The organism is Paenibacillus cellulosilyticus (assembly GCF_003182255.1).
Classification (GTDB): domain Bacteria; phylum Bacillota; class Bacilli; order Paenibacillales; family Paenibacillaceae; genus Paenibacillus_T; species Paenibacillus_T cellulosilyticus.
This window is the reverse complement of sequence record NZ_QGTQ01000001.1, coordinates 365696-382672: the sequence shown is the minus strand read 5'-3', so window position 1 is coordinate 382672 and position 16977 is coordinate 365696. Positions and strand designations below refer to the sequence as shown.

Here is a 16977-nt window from a genome sequence, read left to right as displayed (position 1 = left end):
CCTACTCCAACGCCTTCCGCTGTACCTCATCCAGCACACGCTCGGCGAACGCGCCGATGTCCATGCTGCCAAGGTCACCTTCGCCGCGGCGGCGCACGGCGACCGTACCGCCGGCTTGTTCCTTCTCGCCCAGCACGAGCATGTAAGGCACTTTGGATAGCTGCGCTGCCCGGATCTTATAACCGAGCTTCTCGTTGCTTTCGTCCACTTCAACTCGAATGCCCTGTGAGATCAGCTGCCTCCTCACCTCATAGGCATAGTCGACGTAATGGTCGGACACGGGCAGCAGCTTCACCTGCACAGGAGCGAGCCATACCGGGAACTGTCCGGCGAAGTGCTCCGTCAATATCCCGATGAACCGATCGATCGAGCCGTAGACGGCACGATGAATGACGACGGGACGATGCTTCTGATTATCCTCGCCGATGTAGGATAGCTCGAATTTGTCCGGCATTTGGAAGTCGAGCTGGATCGTTGCGCACTGCCAGCTGCGCTTCAGCGCATCGCGGATATGGAAGTCGATCTTCGGTCCGTAGAACGCACCGTCGCCTTCGTTAATGCGATACGTGATGCCGCGGGCATCCAACACGCTGCTCAGCGCAGCTTCTGCTTGATCCCACAGCTCCTGCGAGCCCATCGAATCCTCTGGACGCGTCGACAGCTCCATCGTGTACGAGAAGCCGAACACGCTGTAGATCTGGTCGATCAGCGCGATGACGCGGTCGATCTCCGCCTCGATCTGATCCGAGCGGACGAAGAGATGGGCGTCGTCTTGGCAAAATGTCCGTACGCGCATCATTCCGTTGAGCGCACCGGAATACTCGTGGCGGTGCACTTGCCCGAACTCCGATAGGCGAATCGGAAGCTCGCGATAGGAGTGGCGGTCATTTTTATAAATAAGCATGTGTCCTGGACAGTTCATCGGCTTAAGCGCGAATCGGCTGTCGTCCACATCCGTGAAATACATATTGTCTTTGTAGTGGTCCCAGTGACCCGATTGCTCCCATAGTCGCTGGTTCATCATAAGCGGCGTACGCACTTCATCGTACTGCTGCCGGCTCTGCACCTCGCGCAGGAAGCTCTCCAGCTGATTGCGAATGACCATGCCATGATGAAGATAGAACGGCATGCCCGGCGCTTCCTCCGAGAACATGAACAGCTCCAGCTCTTTGCCGAGCTTGCGGTGGTCACGCTTCTTCGCTTCCTCCAGCAGAGCTAGATGCTCATCCAGCTGCGCTTGTTTCGGGAAGGACGTGCCATAGATTCGCTGCAGCATCGGGTTATTCGAATCACCGCGCCAATAGGCGCCTGCTATGCTCTGCAGCTTGAACGCTCGAATCCGCCCTGTTGACGGAAGATGCGGTCCGCGGCACAGATCGACGAATTCGCCCTGTTCATAAAGCGAGATGATGGCGTCCTGTGGAAGCGCATCGATTAACTCGAGCTTTAAGCGATCCTGTCGTTGTTCGAAAATCTGTCGTGCTTCGTCTCGGCTGACTTCCCTGCGGCGAATGGCGAGATTGTCGGCTGCGACCGCGGCCATTTCCTTCTCGATCTTCGCGAGGTCCTCCGGCGTTAACTGATGCTCCATATCGACATCGTAGTAGAACCCGTCCTCGATAACGGGACCGATGCCGAGCTTCACTGCGTCCCGTCCATACAGCCTCGTCAATGCCTGCGCCATCAGATGCGCTGTGCTATGACGGTATACGTCGAGCCCTTCCTTGCTCTCCTGCGTGATGATCTCCACGGAGCAGTCGGATTGAATCGGTGTATACAGATCGACCAGCTTCCCGTCGAGCCTGCCTGCGATGGCCTTATCCCGTAAGCTGTGGGATATGGCTGCCGCGACCTCTTCGATTGTTGTACCTGCTTCTACCTGTCTTACTGCGCCGTTTGGCAAAATGACTTTGACCGCCATTTTGTTCACCCTCCTGATTGTCGAAATCAAGTTAGGCGAAATGCGTGCAAACACAAAAAAAGCACGCATCCCGCAAAGGGACGAGTGCTTGTAAACTCGTGGTTCCACCCTACATTTGACCATGTTCCTACGGCTGCAGATCACGGTCCTCATTGGCATCCGATAACGAGGATGAGTCGGTGATGATTACTGCCGTAAAGCCGTCTACGGGTTCCACATCACGGCTACAAAGGGGTAACTTCATCGTCATCGCAGAAGGAGCTCGCAGCGGTTGCCCCTCTCTCTGTGCAGGATGGATCGTTGAAATCATGTCTTTGATGATTGCCTTCGGTTATGAAGCTTGGGAACGATTATACAGCGGTGTTTAATTGTCTGTCAACAACAGGGGTGAAAGTAATGAAATGTATGGAAGGCAGCGCGGCAGCGTTACTGTACAACCCGAATAGACGGCACCCTGCAAACATGCTATGATTTCAGGAGCAGCAATCTAGGGCGCAAACAATTGCGGAGGGACGCATAATATGGTGAAACGTAACAATAATCGCGGTACGGGAGTGGACAAGCTCGACCACCGAGTGACCGTGCTTCTGAAGGAATGGGCGGGGCTTAGTGGTTTCTATGGCTATAAGGATCTTGGGCCGGAGGAAATTCTCGCGCTTCTCAATACAGCGGGTTGGAAAACAGATGTAGATGGTTCGGATCCGGCGGCACGCGTTGTCGTGCAGTTCAAGGACGGTTCGGTCGTTCGTCGCAGCAAATTCGCACTCGACGAGAAGGGCCGCGCACTGAAAGTGTATTAGGTTAGAGACTAGAAGCATCCCGATGAGCTTGGTGAATCGGGGTGCTTTTTTTCATTGTGGAGATTAAGTGGAGAGGAAGTGGAAAGTAAGCATACTCGCTAACCGGCAGCGAAGGGCGTGATAGGGCACGACCGATACGGCTGCCGGTCGAAGAGCATGTTCATGCCAGGGGGTGGTCAGTCCCGGACAGCATGCGGTAATACGGCGCGTTACGTTGTGGTGGGCCAGCGACAGCGTTCAAGTGTTCGTATATTAATACAAAGGCACTACTGTGCATTTCCGAGAATTAGAGAATCTCTGCAATCGAGCTGAAGAGCGTAGAGACTTCCGAATCCGACGTGCTCTCCGCGTTGAAGCCGTTCAGCTTGCTTTGCAGCAGCTTACGCAGCTCCTCTAACGGATCGCCTGAATCTGACGATTCGGATACCTCTTCGCTAAGCGCTTGAAGACTAGTCTGCAGCTGCGACAGCCAATCCTTCTTCTGCTCGGTTGTCAACGTTAGGCTGTTGTCGGTGGATTCCTGAGTACCTTCTGCTTCATCCGTCTCCGTCACACCCAGCATGAACGGAGGTGTTATGCCGCCCATCGCTTGGAGCATAGGCGGTACGCCGCTCTCGCTCTCATCGTCTGGCGGTGGAGGAGGCAGCGGTGGACGTGCTTGGTCAAGGGTTCCCATCACTTCATCGAACAATGCCGATACTTCCTCATCGGATGCGTTGGATGCGTCGAAGTCAGCTAACTCGTCCTGAATAGTTGCGAGCAGTTCCTCAAGTCCTGAAGGCGAATCGCTGCTGTCCGTTGAAGAATCCAGCGTGCCAAGATCCGTCTGTAGATCGGACAGCATCGATTTCTTCTGGTCGGTCGTCAGCATAGAGCTGTTGATAGACGCACTGTACGTCGTATCGGTGTCGGTCGCTTCGTCATTCTCGTTATCGATTCCGGCGAGGTAGCGCAGCATTTCGGGACTTAACTGAAAAGCGCCTGTACTCTCTTCCGGCTTTGGCCGCTCAAGCTCTCGGCGTTGAGCGCTCGATGCTTCGTATGTTGTATCCGTTTGTGTGCTTGCCTGCGATGATGTAGACTGCGTTAGGTAGTGCCGCGAATAGCTGCTGCTATTGATGGATAGAGACATAATCAGGCTCCTTTGGCTCTTGAATGCTGTCATTTGACGCCCCACATCCTCATCATCGGAGAGCAGGCTGAAAAATCGCTTAATGCCAGCTTAGTCACTACTGAAAGTTGCCCGCTGTATGAAGAAGACGGATGAATAACTGCGAATAAATGTGCGATAACGAGGAAACATACGATTACGGAATAACTTGCCCAAAAGTTAACGTTGACGTAAACGTTGGTTTAGGATTACGATATGACTTGTCGTTAGGTACGGCGATGGAGGTCTTAAAGGATGGAAACTTACAAAATTGATGAAGTATCCAAAGTAACTGGACTAACGAAGCGCACGATACGCTATTACGAGGAGCTTGGTCTGCTCATGCCCACAGATCGGACAGAGGGCGGCATGCGGTTGTACACGCAGGAGCATATCGAACGGCTGAAGCAAATCGTGAGCGCGCGCGACGTGCTTGGATTTTCGCTGCAAGAAATTCTCGACTTCGTTCAACTTCGAGAGACGTTCGAAGGTCACCGAACTTCGATCCAGAACACCGAGGATGCGCAGCAGAAGCGTCATCACCTGCAAGAGGTGGAGCGCGGTCTTGCGCAGCAGCTGCAGATGATTGATCAGAAGATGGAGACGATGGCGCAGTTCAGAAAAGAGAGGGAGCAGCTTCATCAACGGATTAAGGATGCCATCCGGAACACATTACCCTGAAGGTTGTTCAAAAAGCCCGCTTTTGATCACGAAGTATCACGAGAAGCGTATTCGGCATCAGGTGCTGACAACCGAACTTTTTGAACACGCACTTAAAGAAAAAGGAGCCTGAGCAACAATGCAGCAATCCAAAGCTTCACTTGAACCCAAAACAAGCATGTTCAGCCAGCCGATGGCGGTGTGGGCCGTTATTTTTGCCTGCATTATCGCATTCATGGGTCTCGGTCTTGTTGACCCGATCCTCCCATCAATCGCGAAGAACTTCAACGCATCGGACTCTGACGTGACGCTGCTCTTCACGAGCTACAATGCCGTTATGGCCATTGCGATGCTCATTACGGGTGCGATTTCGTCGCGTCTAGGCATTAAAGGCACGCTGATCCTTGGCGTTATTTTCATTGCAATCTTCTCCGCGCTTGGCGGTTGGTCGAACAGCGTAACGAGCCTCGTCCTGCTTCGCGGCGGCTGGGGTCTGGGTAACGCCATGTTCGTTGCAACAGCGCTGACGGCGGTTGTATCGATGTCCAAGACAGGCGTGGCCAAGTCGATTATATTGTTCGAGGTTGCCGTTGGTCTTGGTATCTCGGTTGGCCCACTGCTCGGCGGCGAGCTCGGCTCGATCTCGTGGCGTGGTCCATTCTTCGGCGTAGCATGCCTCATGGTGATTGCGTTCATTCTGCTGATGACGCTCATGCCTTCCCGCAAGAACAACGCCGCAGCTGCGCCGAAACGCAAAACGTCGCTGCTCGATCCGTTCCGCGCACTGAAGAACCGTGCGCTTCGCACGTTTGGTATCGCAGCATTCCTGTACAACTTCGGCTTCTTCACACTGCTCGTATATGCAGCACTTGTACTTGGTCATATCCATCATTTCGACGAGCATCAACTCGGTTATGTATTCCTTGGCTGGGGTCTCCTGCTGGCGTTCACGTCGGTATTCGTAGCACCGAAGCTGCAGAAGTGGCAGGGTACGGTTCCGGCAATGTGCGTGCAGCTGTTCCTGTTCGCACTGACGCTGCTCGTCATTGCAAACTGGACGTACAACAAAGAGGTTGTTGTCTGCATGGTTATTCTGTCCGGTGCGTTCCTGGGCAATAACAACACGCTCATTACGACGGGCGTTATGAACGCGTCGACGATCGAGCGTTCGACGGCTTCGGCTGCTTACAGCTTCCTGCGGTTCATCGGCGGTGCGATCGCACCTTACCTCGCAGGTAAGCTCGCCGAGTGGTATAGCCCGCATATGCCGTTCACGGTTGGCGGCGTCTGCGTTATTCTCTCGGTTATCTTCCTGTGGTTGAACCGCAAGCATCTGGCGCATGTCGATGCAGTGGAAGGTCACTAATATCTCGTCTAACATGTCGCCTCTATCTTCGGATAGGGGCGGCTTTTGTATATGGGGAGTTAGGGATGAGGGACGTGGAGAGCCGTTTTACCTTGTTTTTTCAGATCAGTTCTGGGACAATACGATATAGCAGGGTTTTATAGTAAAGTGAGGGCAACAACCAATGAGTAAACCATCCGTATACGGATTTACGCAGGAGCAGCTGATCGAATGGCTGCTGCCGCATGGACATAAGAAGTTTCGCGCCCAGCAAGTATGGGATTGGCTGTATCGCAAACGGGTCACGACATTCGCCGAGATGACGGACGTGAACTCGGCGTGCCTGGCGCTTTTGGAAGAGCACTATGCGATCAGTACGCTTGAAGAGCATACGAAGCAGGTATCGGCCGACGGGACGGTGAAGTTCCTGTTCCGGTTGTCCGATGGCAACCTGATCGAGACGGTGCTTATGCGGCACAAGTTCGGCCTATCGGTATGCGTGACGACGCAGGTCGGCTGCAACATCGGCTGCAGCTTCTGCGCGAGCGGACTGCTGGCGAAGAGCCGCGACCTGACGAGCGGCGAGATTACCGAGCAGATTATGAAGGTTCAGCTTTATTTGGATGCAGCAGGCCAAGGCGAGCGCGTCAGCCACATCGTCGTGATGGGCATCGGCGAGCCGTTCGATAACTACAAGCATATGTCGGACTTCATCAACACGGTGAAGGATCATAAGGGTCTTGCGATCGGTCCACGCCACATTACGGTATCGACGAGCGGGCTTGCCGGCAAAATCCGCGAGTTCGCCGATTCGGATCTGAATACGAATCTGGCGGTATCGCTGCATGCGCCGAATGATGAGCTGCGTACGCGCATCATGAAGATTAACAAGGCGATTCCAATCGCGAAGCTGATGGATGCGATCGATTACTACTTGGAGAAGACGAATCGCCGCATTACGCTGGAATATATTTTGCTCAAGGACGTCAACGATAAGGTCGAGCATGCGCTTGAGCTTGCGGAGCTCGTAGGCGATCGCCGCGATCTGGTGAACGTGAACCTCATCCCGTACAATCCGGTCGATGAGCACAGCCAATACCAGCGCAGCACGCCGGAAGCGATCGATGCGTTCTACGATGTGATGAAGAAGCAGAACGTCAGCTGCAGCGTGCGCCTGGAGCATGGTGCCGACATCGATGCGGCGTGCGGACAGCTGCGCAGCAAGCAGATTCGGAAGGAAGCCTAGCGACGGAGTACTGTCGGATACAAAAAAGCCTTCAAGCTTATGAGCTTGAAGGCTTTTTCGCATGATTAGAAATTAAAGTTGTCCGGGTCCGGGCCTACACGCTCATCGCGGTTCAGGCTGTTGAGCAGCGCCATGTCCTCATCGGACAATGCGAAATCGAACACAGAGCCGTTCTCGGCGATTCGATGCGGCTTCACCGATTTCGGAATCGTGACGACGCCGTTCTGGAGATCCCAACGAATGATGATTTGCGATACGGATTTGCCGTATTTGTCCGCAAGCTTCGCAATTGTAGGCTCGTTCAGCAGCTGGCCCTGCTTCAGCGGCGACCATGCCTCCAGCTGTATGCCGTTCGCTGCGCAGAATTCGCGGAGTGCCAGCTGCGACAGATGCGGATGGTACTCGACTTGATCGACCATTGGGATGATCTCTGCATCGGCCATCACATCCTCCAGATGATGCACATGGAAGTTGCTGACCCCGATTGCCTTCAAACGGCCCTGCTTGTACAGCGTCTCCAGCGCGCGCCATGCGGCTTTATATTTGCCTGCTTTCGGCCAGTGAATGAGATACAGATCAAGATAGTCGAGTCCCAGCTTCTCCATCGTTACGTCGAAAGCGGCGAGCGTTTCCTCGTAGCCAAGATCAGCATTCCATACCTTCGATGTGATGAACAGCTCGGAGCGGTCGATGCCCGTCTCCGCGATTGCTTCGCGAATCGCTTGTCCGACACCTTGCTCGTTGCCATAAACAGCGGCCGTATCGATGCTGCGGTAGCCGAACTTGATCGCCGATTTAATCGCTTCGATGAGCGTGTCGCCTTCTTCGACTTGGAATACGCCGAGGCCGAGCCAAGGCATCTTAACGTCGTTGCGCAGAGTAGTTGTCGATTGCAGATGTTGTGCAGTTGTAGTCATTTTTTAGTCCTCCAATGGTTTGTAATTGCGTTGCATCGTAGTAGGGGTAGTCTGTGGGTTAGTGTCTCGTTCTTCCAGTCTGCGCATCCATGCGGTCAGGATGACAGCGCCGAATACCATGACGGCACCAACCCAAGCGGTATGGACAAGGCCGAGCTGTTCGGCGACGATGCCGCCCATGTACGCACCGATTGCGATGCCGGCATTGAAAGCGGCGATATTAACCGCTGATGCAAAATCTTTGGCCTGCGGCGCGAATCGCTCCGCCAGCATCACAACGTAAATTTGCAGCCCCGGCACATTCATGAACGCGAGCAGGCCGAGCAGGAATACGGTCACCAGCGCAGCGCCTTGGTACGGAGCTGTGAAGGTGAACACGAGCAGCACGACAGCTTGCAGTGCGAACATATACAACAGCGCGTGAGCAGGCTTCTTGTTCGCCACTTTGCCGCCGATAAGATTGCCGATTGCAATGGCAATGCCGTACAGCAGAAGAATTGCAGCGGTTGTCGCTTCTTTGAAGCCGGATACTTGCGTCAGAAGCGGGGACAAATAAGTGAAGACGACGAATGTGCCGCCATAACCAAGCGCCGTCGTTGCAAAGGCGAGCAGCAGCCTGCCGCGTGCGACGAGCTTCAGCTGTTCGCCGAGCCGTGCAGCTTGTCCGCGCGGCAGGTTCGACGGAATAAGCGCGAGATGCGATAGCAGGGAAACGACGCCGATTGCGACGATTACGGCAAAAGCGAAGCGCCAGCCGAGCTGCTGTCCGAGGTAGGTGCCAAGCGGCACGCCTGTCACAGTCGCGATGGTGAGACCGGAGAACATGAGCGAGATGGCGCCCGCCCGCTTGTTCTCCGGCACGAGATCGGCGGCAATCGTTGAGCCGATCGACATGAACACGCCATGAGCGAATGCGGATATGACACGAGCAGCCAGCAAGACGCCGATGCTTGTAGCAGATGCCGCCAAGCCGTTGCCGATAATGAACGTCAGCATGATGGCGATGAGCAGCTTTTTACGCGGGATGCGTGCTGTCAGTGAAGTAAGAACAGGTGCGCCAACGGTGACCCCTAGCGCGTACAGCGTCACGGTCAGACCGGAGGTGGCCACTGATATATGCAAGTCATCGGCGATGAGCGGCAGCAATCCGACGCTGATGAACTCCGTCGTTCCGATTGCGAAGGCGCTCAAGGCAAGCATGAGAAGCGCCAGGTTTGCTTGTTTGGGTTGAAGATGCATAGTGAATCGTCCTTTACTTGTACGTATTGCAGTGCAATTCGTTTCCCGAAGGGAAGCGGATTGTCACCAGGTGGTATCGACCGGCCGGTAGTGCTATTATGGAGGTATTGCGACGAAATAAACAGTACGTACTTTTAAGTGATATAGTTACTAAAAAGTAATATAGGCACTTTCAAGTGCCTATAAGAGGTTGTTCAAAAAAGCTCGCTTTTCATCCAATCTTCTCGATGTTGAAAACCGAACTTATTGAACACGCACGATAAGGGAGAGGAAGTGACAGCAATGACAGCGACAACGACGGGGAAGAAATACAACATCTCGGTTGAGGCAACGCTGGAGGTGATCGGGGGCAAGTGGAAGTGTGTTATCCTCTGTCACTTAACGCACGGCAAGAAGCGGACAAGCGATCTGAAGCGGCTCATGCCTGGCATTACGCAGAAAATGCTCACCCAGCAGCTGCGCGAGCTGGAGCAGGACGGCATCGTGGATCGGATCGTCTACAATCAAGTGCCGCCGAAGGTAGAGTATGAGTTGAGTGAATACGGACAGACGCTGGGCTCGATACTGACTGCACTCTGCAATTGGGGCGAGCAGCACATTATTCGCGAGTACGGCGATAAGTTTGCGGTGCTGGAGGACAATGTGCTGAATCGGTCATGACGAAGAAACCGTCGGCATGATTCTGCCGACGGCTTGCCGATGATATACGAGGGCATTTTCAGAAACTACAGGTATACGTGTTGCTCAGTGTTTGGCATCCTCGGTGACGTTGCGCGCAATGCAGTATTGCGCTGCGTAGTACGTCGTCATGATGAGCGTGCCTGCGTACGTGATATCGGAGACGAATAGGTTCCACGATAGAATCGAGTCTGACGCGAGGAACAGCAGACTGCCGATCGTCGCCCATAGGCGACCGGTCATAATGGCGGACCATGCCATGAGCCCGATAACGGTAATGTAGCAGATGACGGGGATGATCAGCCCCGTGTCATTGTCCTCTTGGAGGGCCTGCACCAGCTGCGTTCCCATGCAAGCTGCGTAGATAGCTATTGGTACAATAGACGCGAGCCGCCAAGCGGAGAAGCGCCATTCACTGAAGAAGCCGGTCATGTAGCAGAGATGGCCGATCAGAAAAGCAGACAGGCCGACGACGAACCAGTCGAGCAGGCCGTCGCCAAACATACAAAAAACGAGGCCGATGAGCGTTGCCCATTGAAAGCGCTTGCTATTTTTCGGAATATGCAGGAATGTATAGGTGATGATGAGCAGCATCGGAATGATTTTGAACAAGAGCTTCACCCCATGCGGGTCTGCCGGGATGACGAAGATGTACAGCGCGCTCATGAGCAGGATGAGCCAGGGGAGTAAGGCTTGGAATCGTGTGCGTTGCGCCACGGAAATTCGCTCCTTCATGGGAATTGGATTGAAAGTATTGTAACATGAAACGCAGCAACCGTAAGCGGTTAATCGGGTCGGTTTACGAAAATAGAGAGGGCGGCGGTCGGGATGGACATTCCAGCGTTAATCGGACGGCAGCGGGTATTCTTCAAGGAGGAACGGACGAGACCGCTCGGCGAAAGGCTGAAGCGGCTGCAGGCGCTGCGCGAAGCGGTGAAACGGCATGAACCAGCGCTGCTCGCGGCCGTTCAGAAGGATCTGCATAAGTCAGAATTCGAGGCGTTCACGACGGAGATTGGCCTCGTCTATAAGGAAATCGGTCATGCGCTGAAGCATCTGAGAAAGTGGGCGAAGCCGAAGCGTGTTCGTACGCCGCTCACCCATTGGGGCAGCAAGAGCTATATTGTGCCGGAGCCGTATGGGGTAGCGCTCATCATTGCGCCGTGGAACTATCCGCTGCAGCTGGCACTCGTGCCTCTCGTTGGCGCGGTTGCTGCCGGCAACACGGTCGTGCTCAAGCCGTCGGAGCTGGCGCCGCATGTGTCGCGTGCGATCTGTGCCGTCATCGCCGATGCGTTCGAGCCGGAGTGGGTGTCGGTTGTCGAGGGAGGCGTTGAGGCAAGCACAGCGCTGCTGGAGGAGAAGACCGACTATATCCTGTTCACAGGGAGCACGCATGTCGGGCGGATCGTCATGACAGCGGCGGCGAAGCATCTGACCCCGGTGACGCTGGAGCTCGGCGGCAAGAGCCCCTGTATCGTCAGCGGTGATGCGGACTTGAAGCTGGCAGCGAAGCGTATCGCGTTCGGCAAATTCACGAATGCGGGGCAGACCTGTGTCGCACCGGATTATGTATACGTGCAGCGCGAGGTGAAGGATGCGTTCCTCGAACATCTAACTGCCGCCGTGAAGGAGCTGTATGGAGCGGACCCGCTGCGTAATCCGGGTTACACGCATCTGATTAGCGATCGGCATTATAAGCGGCTGGCCGCTTTTCTTAATGACGGCCAAGTTGTCATCGGCGGGCAGACGGATTCGGACCAGCTCGCTATCGCGCCAACCGTCTTGGATCATGTGGATTGGTCAGCACCAGTCATGCAGGATGAGATCTTTGGTCCAGTATTGCCTGTGCTTACCTATGATCGAATCGAGGAAGTGTATGAGGCGGTGTTGGCGCGGCCGAAGCCGCTTGCGCTCTATCTGTTCAGCAGCAGCCGCGAGCTCCAACAGCGCGTTGTAGAACGGTTGTCGTTCGGCGGCGGGTGCATCAACGATACGCTGATGCATTTTGCCTCCTCCTATTTGCCTGTCGGGGGTGTAGGGGAGAGCGGCCTTGGCAGCTACCATGGAGAGAACACGTTCTTTACGTTCTCGCATCAGAAGAGCGTGCTTCGTCAGGCGACGTGGTTCGATATCCCGCTGCGTTACCCGACGTCGAAGGCGGGACTGAAGATCATTCGCCGATTGATGAAATAGGAAAAGGCTGAGCAGATCGATTATCTGCTCAGCCTTTTTGTATAGCAGCTTAGAAGTACGTCTTCCGATTCGGCTCGGCGGTTCGAAGCTCTCGGTACCGAATAAGTGCATAACGTTGTAGTCCAGCCGTGTTGTTGATGGCTAGATCCCCAAGCTCGTCAGCCTTCGTAAGGTCGCCTTGACGGAATGCTGCCTCCGCCTCAAGCGCGTATTTTAACCCTGGATGATCAACCATCCGCATCGATTGTTCAAAGCCGGACTGATCGTCCTGAAGCAGCCTTGTTAAAGCGCGGGAAACATACTTCACATCATTGTTGTCCTGCCGATTAATATGCTGCTCGGCTTCCTGCCACCGCTCGCTTGCTATCGCAAGATTGGCACCCATTACAGCGCGAAGCTTATCGCTCTTAATATTGCCCATTCTAGCGGCAGCCGATTCCGGCTTTCCGTCGATCAGGTCGCAGACGGCCGCGTAATAAGGAACGGTGCGGCTTAGCTTCCTTATGCATTTGTCCACTGCTTGATTGTTGCGAGAATAACGAAGCACATAATTCATTTGCATGAGTAATGCGCCATAAATAACGATGACCGCACATGCGACGATGATGATCAGCGTCGAGGTGTTGAATTCGGTACCACTCATGCCGAGCCATACGCCGATGATGACGCCTAGAACGATCGCTAGTGCTAATCGTTTTATAAATCTCATAGCGTGTGTAACCCCCCTTTGTTGTGTATAGAGCAGCATACCTAACTATACACGACAGCAGGGTTGTAAAAACGCGATGTAAAATATTAACGCTGACTACTATTTTCCATGTGCCATAGAACGGATGCTTTTTCACTGGTCAAAGGTCAGAAACCTGACAACCTGACATCATCAACGGTGCCCGCCTCATGCAGCAAGCCTGCATTGAATGCAGGCTTGTCAACGCTGCTGTACCTTACGGCGTTTCAGTGCCTTGAACAGCATGCGCAGGATCGGCGGAATGAGGAAATAGATGAACCATGTCCGGAATATTTGGTAGCCGGTCACGATCGAGATATCGGCATTCACTTCATGCGCGATAATGCCCATTTGGTCCATGCCGCCTGGCGCGAGACTTAAGAATGCAGTCGTGCTGGAGATGGCATGCAGCTGCGTCAGCAAGTAGCTGAATCCGATTGTGCTGGCGATAAGAAGCGTGCTGCTCGTTACAGCGAGAATGGCGACACGAACTTTATTCTGGAGCTTCTCCGGTTTGAGCAGCAGTCCTACGTAGGTGCCGATCATGACCTGCGCAGCGCTCAGTAACCATGCGGACAGCGCTGGTCCTTCAACGCCAGCCAGATGAAGAATAGCGGTAATAATCATCGGGCCAAGCATGTACGCGGATGGGAAATGAATCTTATTCGCAAGCAGTGCCGCAGCAACACAGACAACCGCATACAACACAACAACTCCCCAGCCAGTGCCGGCCACGGTTGCAGCATGCTCCACGACAGCACTTACGGTATTAGACACTGCTGTCGTACCGCTGTCTCCGCCGAATAAAGGACTATACACAAGCAGCGGCACGCAGAAAATAATCATGAGCAGCCGCACGACCTGCAAGAAAGCGACGACGGTCAAATCGATGCCCTTCGTGTCTTCCGCAAGCACGACCATCTGCGTGAGCCCACCTGGAATGCTGCCCATTAAGACGGTAGGGAAAGGGATGCCGGACAGTCTTGTAATGATCCATGCAAGCAAGCCGCACAACAGGATTAAGATGAACGTCATCAGTGCCATCGTTGGCAATTGATGACCGATCTGACGCAGTGTCGTCATCGTGAAGGTCAGACCGATCGAATAGCCGATCAGAATTAGCGCGGTGTCGCGTATCCAGCTTGGCCAGGATGGCCGCACGACTTTGACGACTCTTGATCCGACTAACGTAAAAGTCATCGGTCCAAGCAGCCAGGGCAGCGGAACATGCAGCAGTTTGAACACAAGTCCGCCCAGCACCGAGAGCAGGGCGGAATAGAGAAGCCTTATGGCCGGATTGTCGGACAAAGATGATTTACTCATGTCACATGCAGCAAGCTTACCCTTCCGAGGAGACTATCTCGGCGATACGCTGCTGCACCTCCTTGCCGCTGATCAGACCGCCATGGTAGCAGATGACTGCTTCGATCTCGAATGGCGCCAGATTACGCAGCGAGCGCAGCGCCTTCGGCATGTCTGGGGTGAAAGGCGGGTTCGGGCCGTTCAATACGCCGTCCGCAGCCGTCAGGGCATCACCTGCGATGAGCGTCTTGCTCGGCACATGATACAAGCTGACATGTCCAGGTGTATGACCTGGTGTAGGAATAACGGCGAGTCCGCCGCCGAACGGCAGCGTTTCCCCGCCGGACAGCACGCTGGTTACATTCGTATGTTCACCGGAAAATACGTTCAAGAACGATTGGCGCACGGGCTCTGGCATCGATTCCAGCAGCGAGGCGCGGCGCTCCGGGCCGACCTTAATCATCGGTGCAGTGCCGTCGATGGCTCCGCGGTCGTCTAAATGCGCATAGACCGGAATTTCTCTTCCTCCAGGTGCGTCGAGCCATTGCGGCAGGCCGCCGACATGGTCGATATCTTGGTGTGTCAGGATGATGCCTTGAAGCTTGCCCGCATCGAGACCTGCTTCTGTAATCAGTGACTCGATCGCGTTTCGGCTGCCTGGCAGTCCCGTGTCAATGAGCCAATATCCGTCTGCGTCATACACGACGGTCGGGTTGATCTGTGTATGGGCCAGTTTCAATTCGAGCATTTCAATACCTTGTGCTACTCGCATTCATTACTGCCTCCGCCAGCATTGCCAGCTTCGGCACACCTCCTCAGTTTTGGATTCATTTGGAATAAAATTGCAAACAACTAACGACTTCACTATAGAACGATCGATATGGAGTGTCAAATGACGCAATCGTTCTAGCTGCTCAACTGTAAACAATCGCCCGCATACCCTCGTCTGGTGACGATAGTATACGGGCGATTCGACTCGTACCGGCTATTCGTTTAATACAACTGCTCGTACAGCAAATGCAGCACTTTCGCTGCCTCTGCGCGGGTCAGGTGGTCGAGCGGACGGAGCTTGCCGTCGCTGCCGCTAATAATGCCCGAAGCAATCAGCTTGCTTACGCTCTCTTGCGCATAGGCGGATACTTGCTTCGCGTCTTTATAGGAAGTAAGAGCTGCCTTCTCCGTCAGTGGATGGCCGGATGCGGTGAATGCGCGCTCCAGCAGCACCATCATATCTTGACGCGTCACGGATGCCTTCGGACGGAACTCGTTGTTGCCCGAGCCCGATGCGAGGCCGAGTGCCTTCGCCGTCATGACGGCGTCGTAGTAGTAAGCGTTCGCTGGTACGTCCGCGAAGCCGTCACCGGATACGACTGCATGCTTGCCAAGTACGCCGACGAGCAGCTTCGTGAAGTCCGCGCGCGTAATGTCTGCGCCTGGCGCGAAGCGGGTTGCTGATGTGCCTGTAATGATGCCGCGAACGGCTAGCGCTTCAATATCTTTGCGTGCCCACGACGTTGCAATATCTTCGAATGTTTTCACAGCAGTTACGACGCCATACGTGCTGAAGTGCGTCGCTTGGAATATAACCGTACCGGCTTCAGCGTGGTAACGGCCGCTTGGAACGATCTGCACATTGCCGCTGCCGTCGATGTAAGCAGCAAGAATGCCGTTTGGATCATTGCGTTCTGCGTCGGTAGGCGAATAAGGGAGCATAACCGTTACAGGTGCATCATCGTTGCTCCATGTAATTGGCTTGCCGTCGAGCTCGAAGCTCAGGTCGATGACGGGGCGGCTGCCAATCTGTTGTTGGGCAGACGAAGGCAGCACGGAAGCATCCACCTTTGAGATGACGAGCGTCAGCGTCGAAGCTGATCCCAGCTGGCTCGCTTGAATAACATGATCCGGAATGATGACCGTGCCGTATGGCGTTTCGACACGGATGCTGCGATGCTCGGACGAGTTCAGAATGAGATAAGGAAGCTGTACTGCGATTTCTTGAGCATCGCCGATGTCATCCTGCTTCACTTGGATGACAGCCGTCGTTACGCCTTGTGCATCCTTCGTTCCGTTCTCTAGTGCGGTGAGCGCCGTCATGTCGTCTACAGCGAGCAAATAGCGGCCGTTATCCGTTTGTGCAGAGCTGCTGCCAGATTCAGTCGAGGTTCCCGTTCCAGTGTCGGTAGTTGTACCTGTGCCTCCGCCTGTCGTACCTCCTGTTGAACCCGTTGCTGCGCTTCGCGTAATTTGAACCGTATTGCCTGGCGTTAAGCTTTCTTTATCTGCTCCGCCTGCCGCCGTTACAGTCGTAACGTTCGTCTCCACGATCGTAGCGGCTGCAGGCGAGTTACCTGCATAGTTAAAAGTGATGGTGCAGACGGTGAAATCACCGTTGTAATGGTTCGTCGTATCGAAGAAACCGAAGTAATGTGTTCCGTTGCTGATCGTGTCGGATACTTTAGAGCCGCTGATGGCAGCGTTGTACTTAATCGAGTTGATTTGAATGTTACCGTCCAGCTTCACACCGAATTCCAAACTGCTGAAAGGGTTATGCTTGCCCATGACGATGTTGACCGAAAAGGTAGAGGCAGAGCTGTCGACGGCAACGGCTTGCCGTGACCATTGAATAAGTGCCGCCCCGCTGCTAGCGCTAGTGTCCGCGGCAAAAACGTTCATTGGGAGAACCAAGCAGCAGATGAAGAGAAGGACGGCTATTCGTTTGATTTTCATCATCATGAACTCCTCGTTAATTATTAGAATAGGCAGGAAAAGGCGCTAACGCCTTCCCCTGCGGTGAAG

15 protein-coding genes are annotated in these 16977 nt (G+C 54.3%); 6 read left to right on the top strand and 9 right to left on the bottom strand.

The window, feature by feature from the left end; all coding sequences use genetic code 11:
• Window position 1: 1 nt before the first annotated feature.
• Window positions 2–1921, bottom strand: coding sequence for a threonine--tRNA ligase (thrS, locus tag DFQ01_RS01605; protein WP_110042123.1), 1920 nt, complete (start codon window positions 1919–1921; stop codon window positions 2–4).
• Between the two features lie 521 nt (window positions 1922–2442).
• On the opposite strand from thrS, the gene DFQ01_RS01600 reads away from it, so the two are divergent.
• Entirely contained in the window at window positions 2443–2721 is a 279-nt protein-coding gene (locus tag DFQ01_RS01600; RefSeq protein WP_110042122.1) for a hypothetical protein, read from the top strand.
• A gap of 286 nt (window positions 2722–3007) precedes the next feature.
• On the opposite strand, the gene DFQ01_RS01595 is transcribed toward DFQ01_RS01600, so the two are convergent.
• Entirely contained in the window at window positions 3008–3853 is an 846-nt protein-coding gene (locus DFQ01_RS01595; RefSeq protein WP_110042121.1) for a hypothetical protein, read from the bottom strand.
• A gap of 273 nt (window positions 3854–4126) precedes the next feature.
• Between DFQ01_RS01595 and DFQ01_RS01590 the strand changes: the two genes are divergently transcribed.
• The 3 genes from DFQ01_RS01590 (at window position 4127) to rlmN (ending at window position 7122) form a co-directional block, all read left to right on the top strand.
• Window positions 4127–4552, top strand: a complete 426-nt coding sequence (locus DFQ01_RS01590; protein WP_110042120.1) for a MerR family transcriptional regulator — start codon at window positions 4127–4129, stop codon at window positions 4550–4552.
• A 118-nt stretch (window positions 4553–4670) separates the two neighbouring features.
• The gene (locus tag DFQ01_RS01585; protein ID WP_110042119.1) at window positions 4671–5897 is read left to right on the top strand and encodes an MFS transporter; all 1227 of its coding nucleotides are present in this window, start codon (window positions 4671–4673) and stop codon (window positions 5895–5897) included.
• Window positions 5898–6060: 163 nt separating this feature from the next.
• Complete coding sequence (rlmN, locus tag DFQ01_RS01580) at window positions 6061–7122, top strand: dual-specificity RNA methyltransferase RlmN (RefSeq protein ID WP_110042118.1); 1062 nt, start codon at window positions 6061–6063, stop codon at window positions 7120–7122.
• Window positions 7123–7187: 65 nt separating this feature from the next.
• Here rlmN and DFQ01_RS01575 read toward each other — a convergent pair whose 3' ends face one another.
• Both DFQ01_RS01575 and DFQ01_RS01570 read right to left on the bottom strand, forming a co-directional pair.
• A complete protein-coding gene (locus DFQ01_RS01575; RefSeq protein WP_110042117.1) occupies window positions 7188–8039 on the bottom strand; it encodes an aldo/keto reductase in 852 nt (283 codons plus the stop codon).
• A 3-nt stretch (window positions 8040–8042) separates the two neighbouring features.
• Entirely contained in the window at window positions 8043–9278 is a 1236-nt protein-coding gene (locus DFQ01_RS01570) for an MFS transporter (protein ID WP_110042116.1), read from the bottom strand.
• Between the two features lie 282 nt (window positions 9279–9560).
• Between DFQ01_RS01570 and DFQ01_RS01565 the strand changes: the two genes are divergently transcribed.
• Window positions 9561–9938 carry a winged helix-turn-helix transcriptional regulator gene (locus DFQ01_RS01565; RefSeq protein WP_110042115.1) on the top strand — a complete coding sequence of 126 codons (378 nt, stop codon included), beginning with the start codon at window positions 9561–9563 and terminating at the stop codon, window positions 9936–9938.
• 84 nt (window positions 9939–10022) lie between these two features.
• Here the strand turns inward: DFQ01_RS01565 and DFQ01_RS01560 are convergent, their stop codons facing one another.
• Complete coding sequence (locus DFQ01_RS01560; protein WP_245946476.1) at window positions 10023–10673, bottom strand: lysoplasmalogenase; 651 nt, start codon at window positions 10671–10673, stop codon at window positions 10023–10025.
• A 111-nt stretch (window positions 10674–10784) separates the two neighbouring features.
• On the opposite strand from DFQ01_RS01560, the gene DFQ01_RS01555 reads away from it, so the two are divergent.
• Entirely contained in the window at window positions 10785–12152 is a 1368-nt protein-coding gene (locus DFQ01_RS01555) for an aldehyde dehydrogenase (protein WP_110042113.1), read from the top strand.
• Between the two features lie 49 nt (window positions 12153–12201).
• On the opposite strand, the gene DFQ01_RS01550 is transcribed toward DFQ01_RS01555, so the two are convergent.
• From DFQ01_RS01550 to DFQ01_RS01535, 4 genes are all read right to left on the bottom strand, one after another.
• Window positions 12202–12861: a hypothetical protein gene (locus DFQ01_RS01550; protein ID WP_110042112.1), complete on the bottom strand. Its 660-nt coding sequence runs from the start codon at window positions 12859–12861 to the stop codon at window positions 12202–12204.
• A gap of 219 nt (window positions 12862–13080) precedes the next feature.
• Window positions 13081–14202 carry an AbrB family transcriptional regulator gene (locus DFQ01_RS01545; protein ID WP_110042111.1) on the bottom strand — a complete coding sequence of 374 codons (1122 nt, stop codon included), beginning with the start codon at window positions 14200–14202 and terminating at the stop codon, window positions 13081–13083.
• A gap of 16 nt (window positions 14203–14218) precedes the next feature.
• Complete coding sequence (locus tag DFQ01_RS01540; RefSeq protein WP_110042110.1) at window positions 14219–14953, bottom strand: MBL fold metallo-hydrolase; 735 nt, start codon at window positions 14951–14953, stop codon at window positions 14219–14221.
• Window positions 14954–15174: 221 nt separating this feature from the next.
• Window positions 15175–16914, bottom strand: a complete 1740-nt coding sequence (locus DFQ01_RS01535) for an S-layer homology domain-containing protein (RefSeq protein WP_110042109.1) — start codon at window positions 16912–16914, stop codon at window positions 15175–15177.
• Between the last annotated feature and the right edge of the window lie 63 nt (window positions 16915–16977).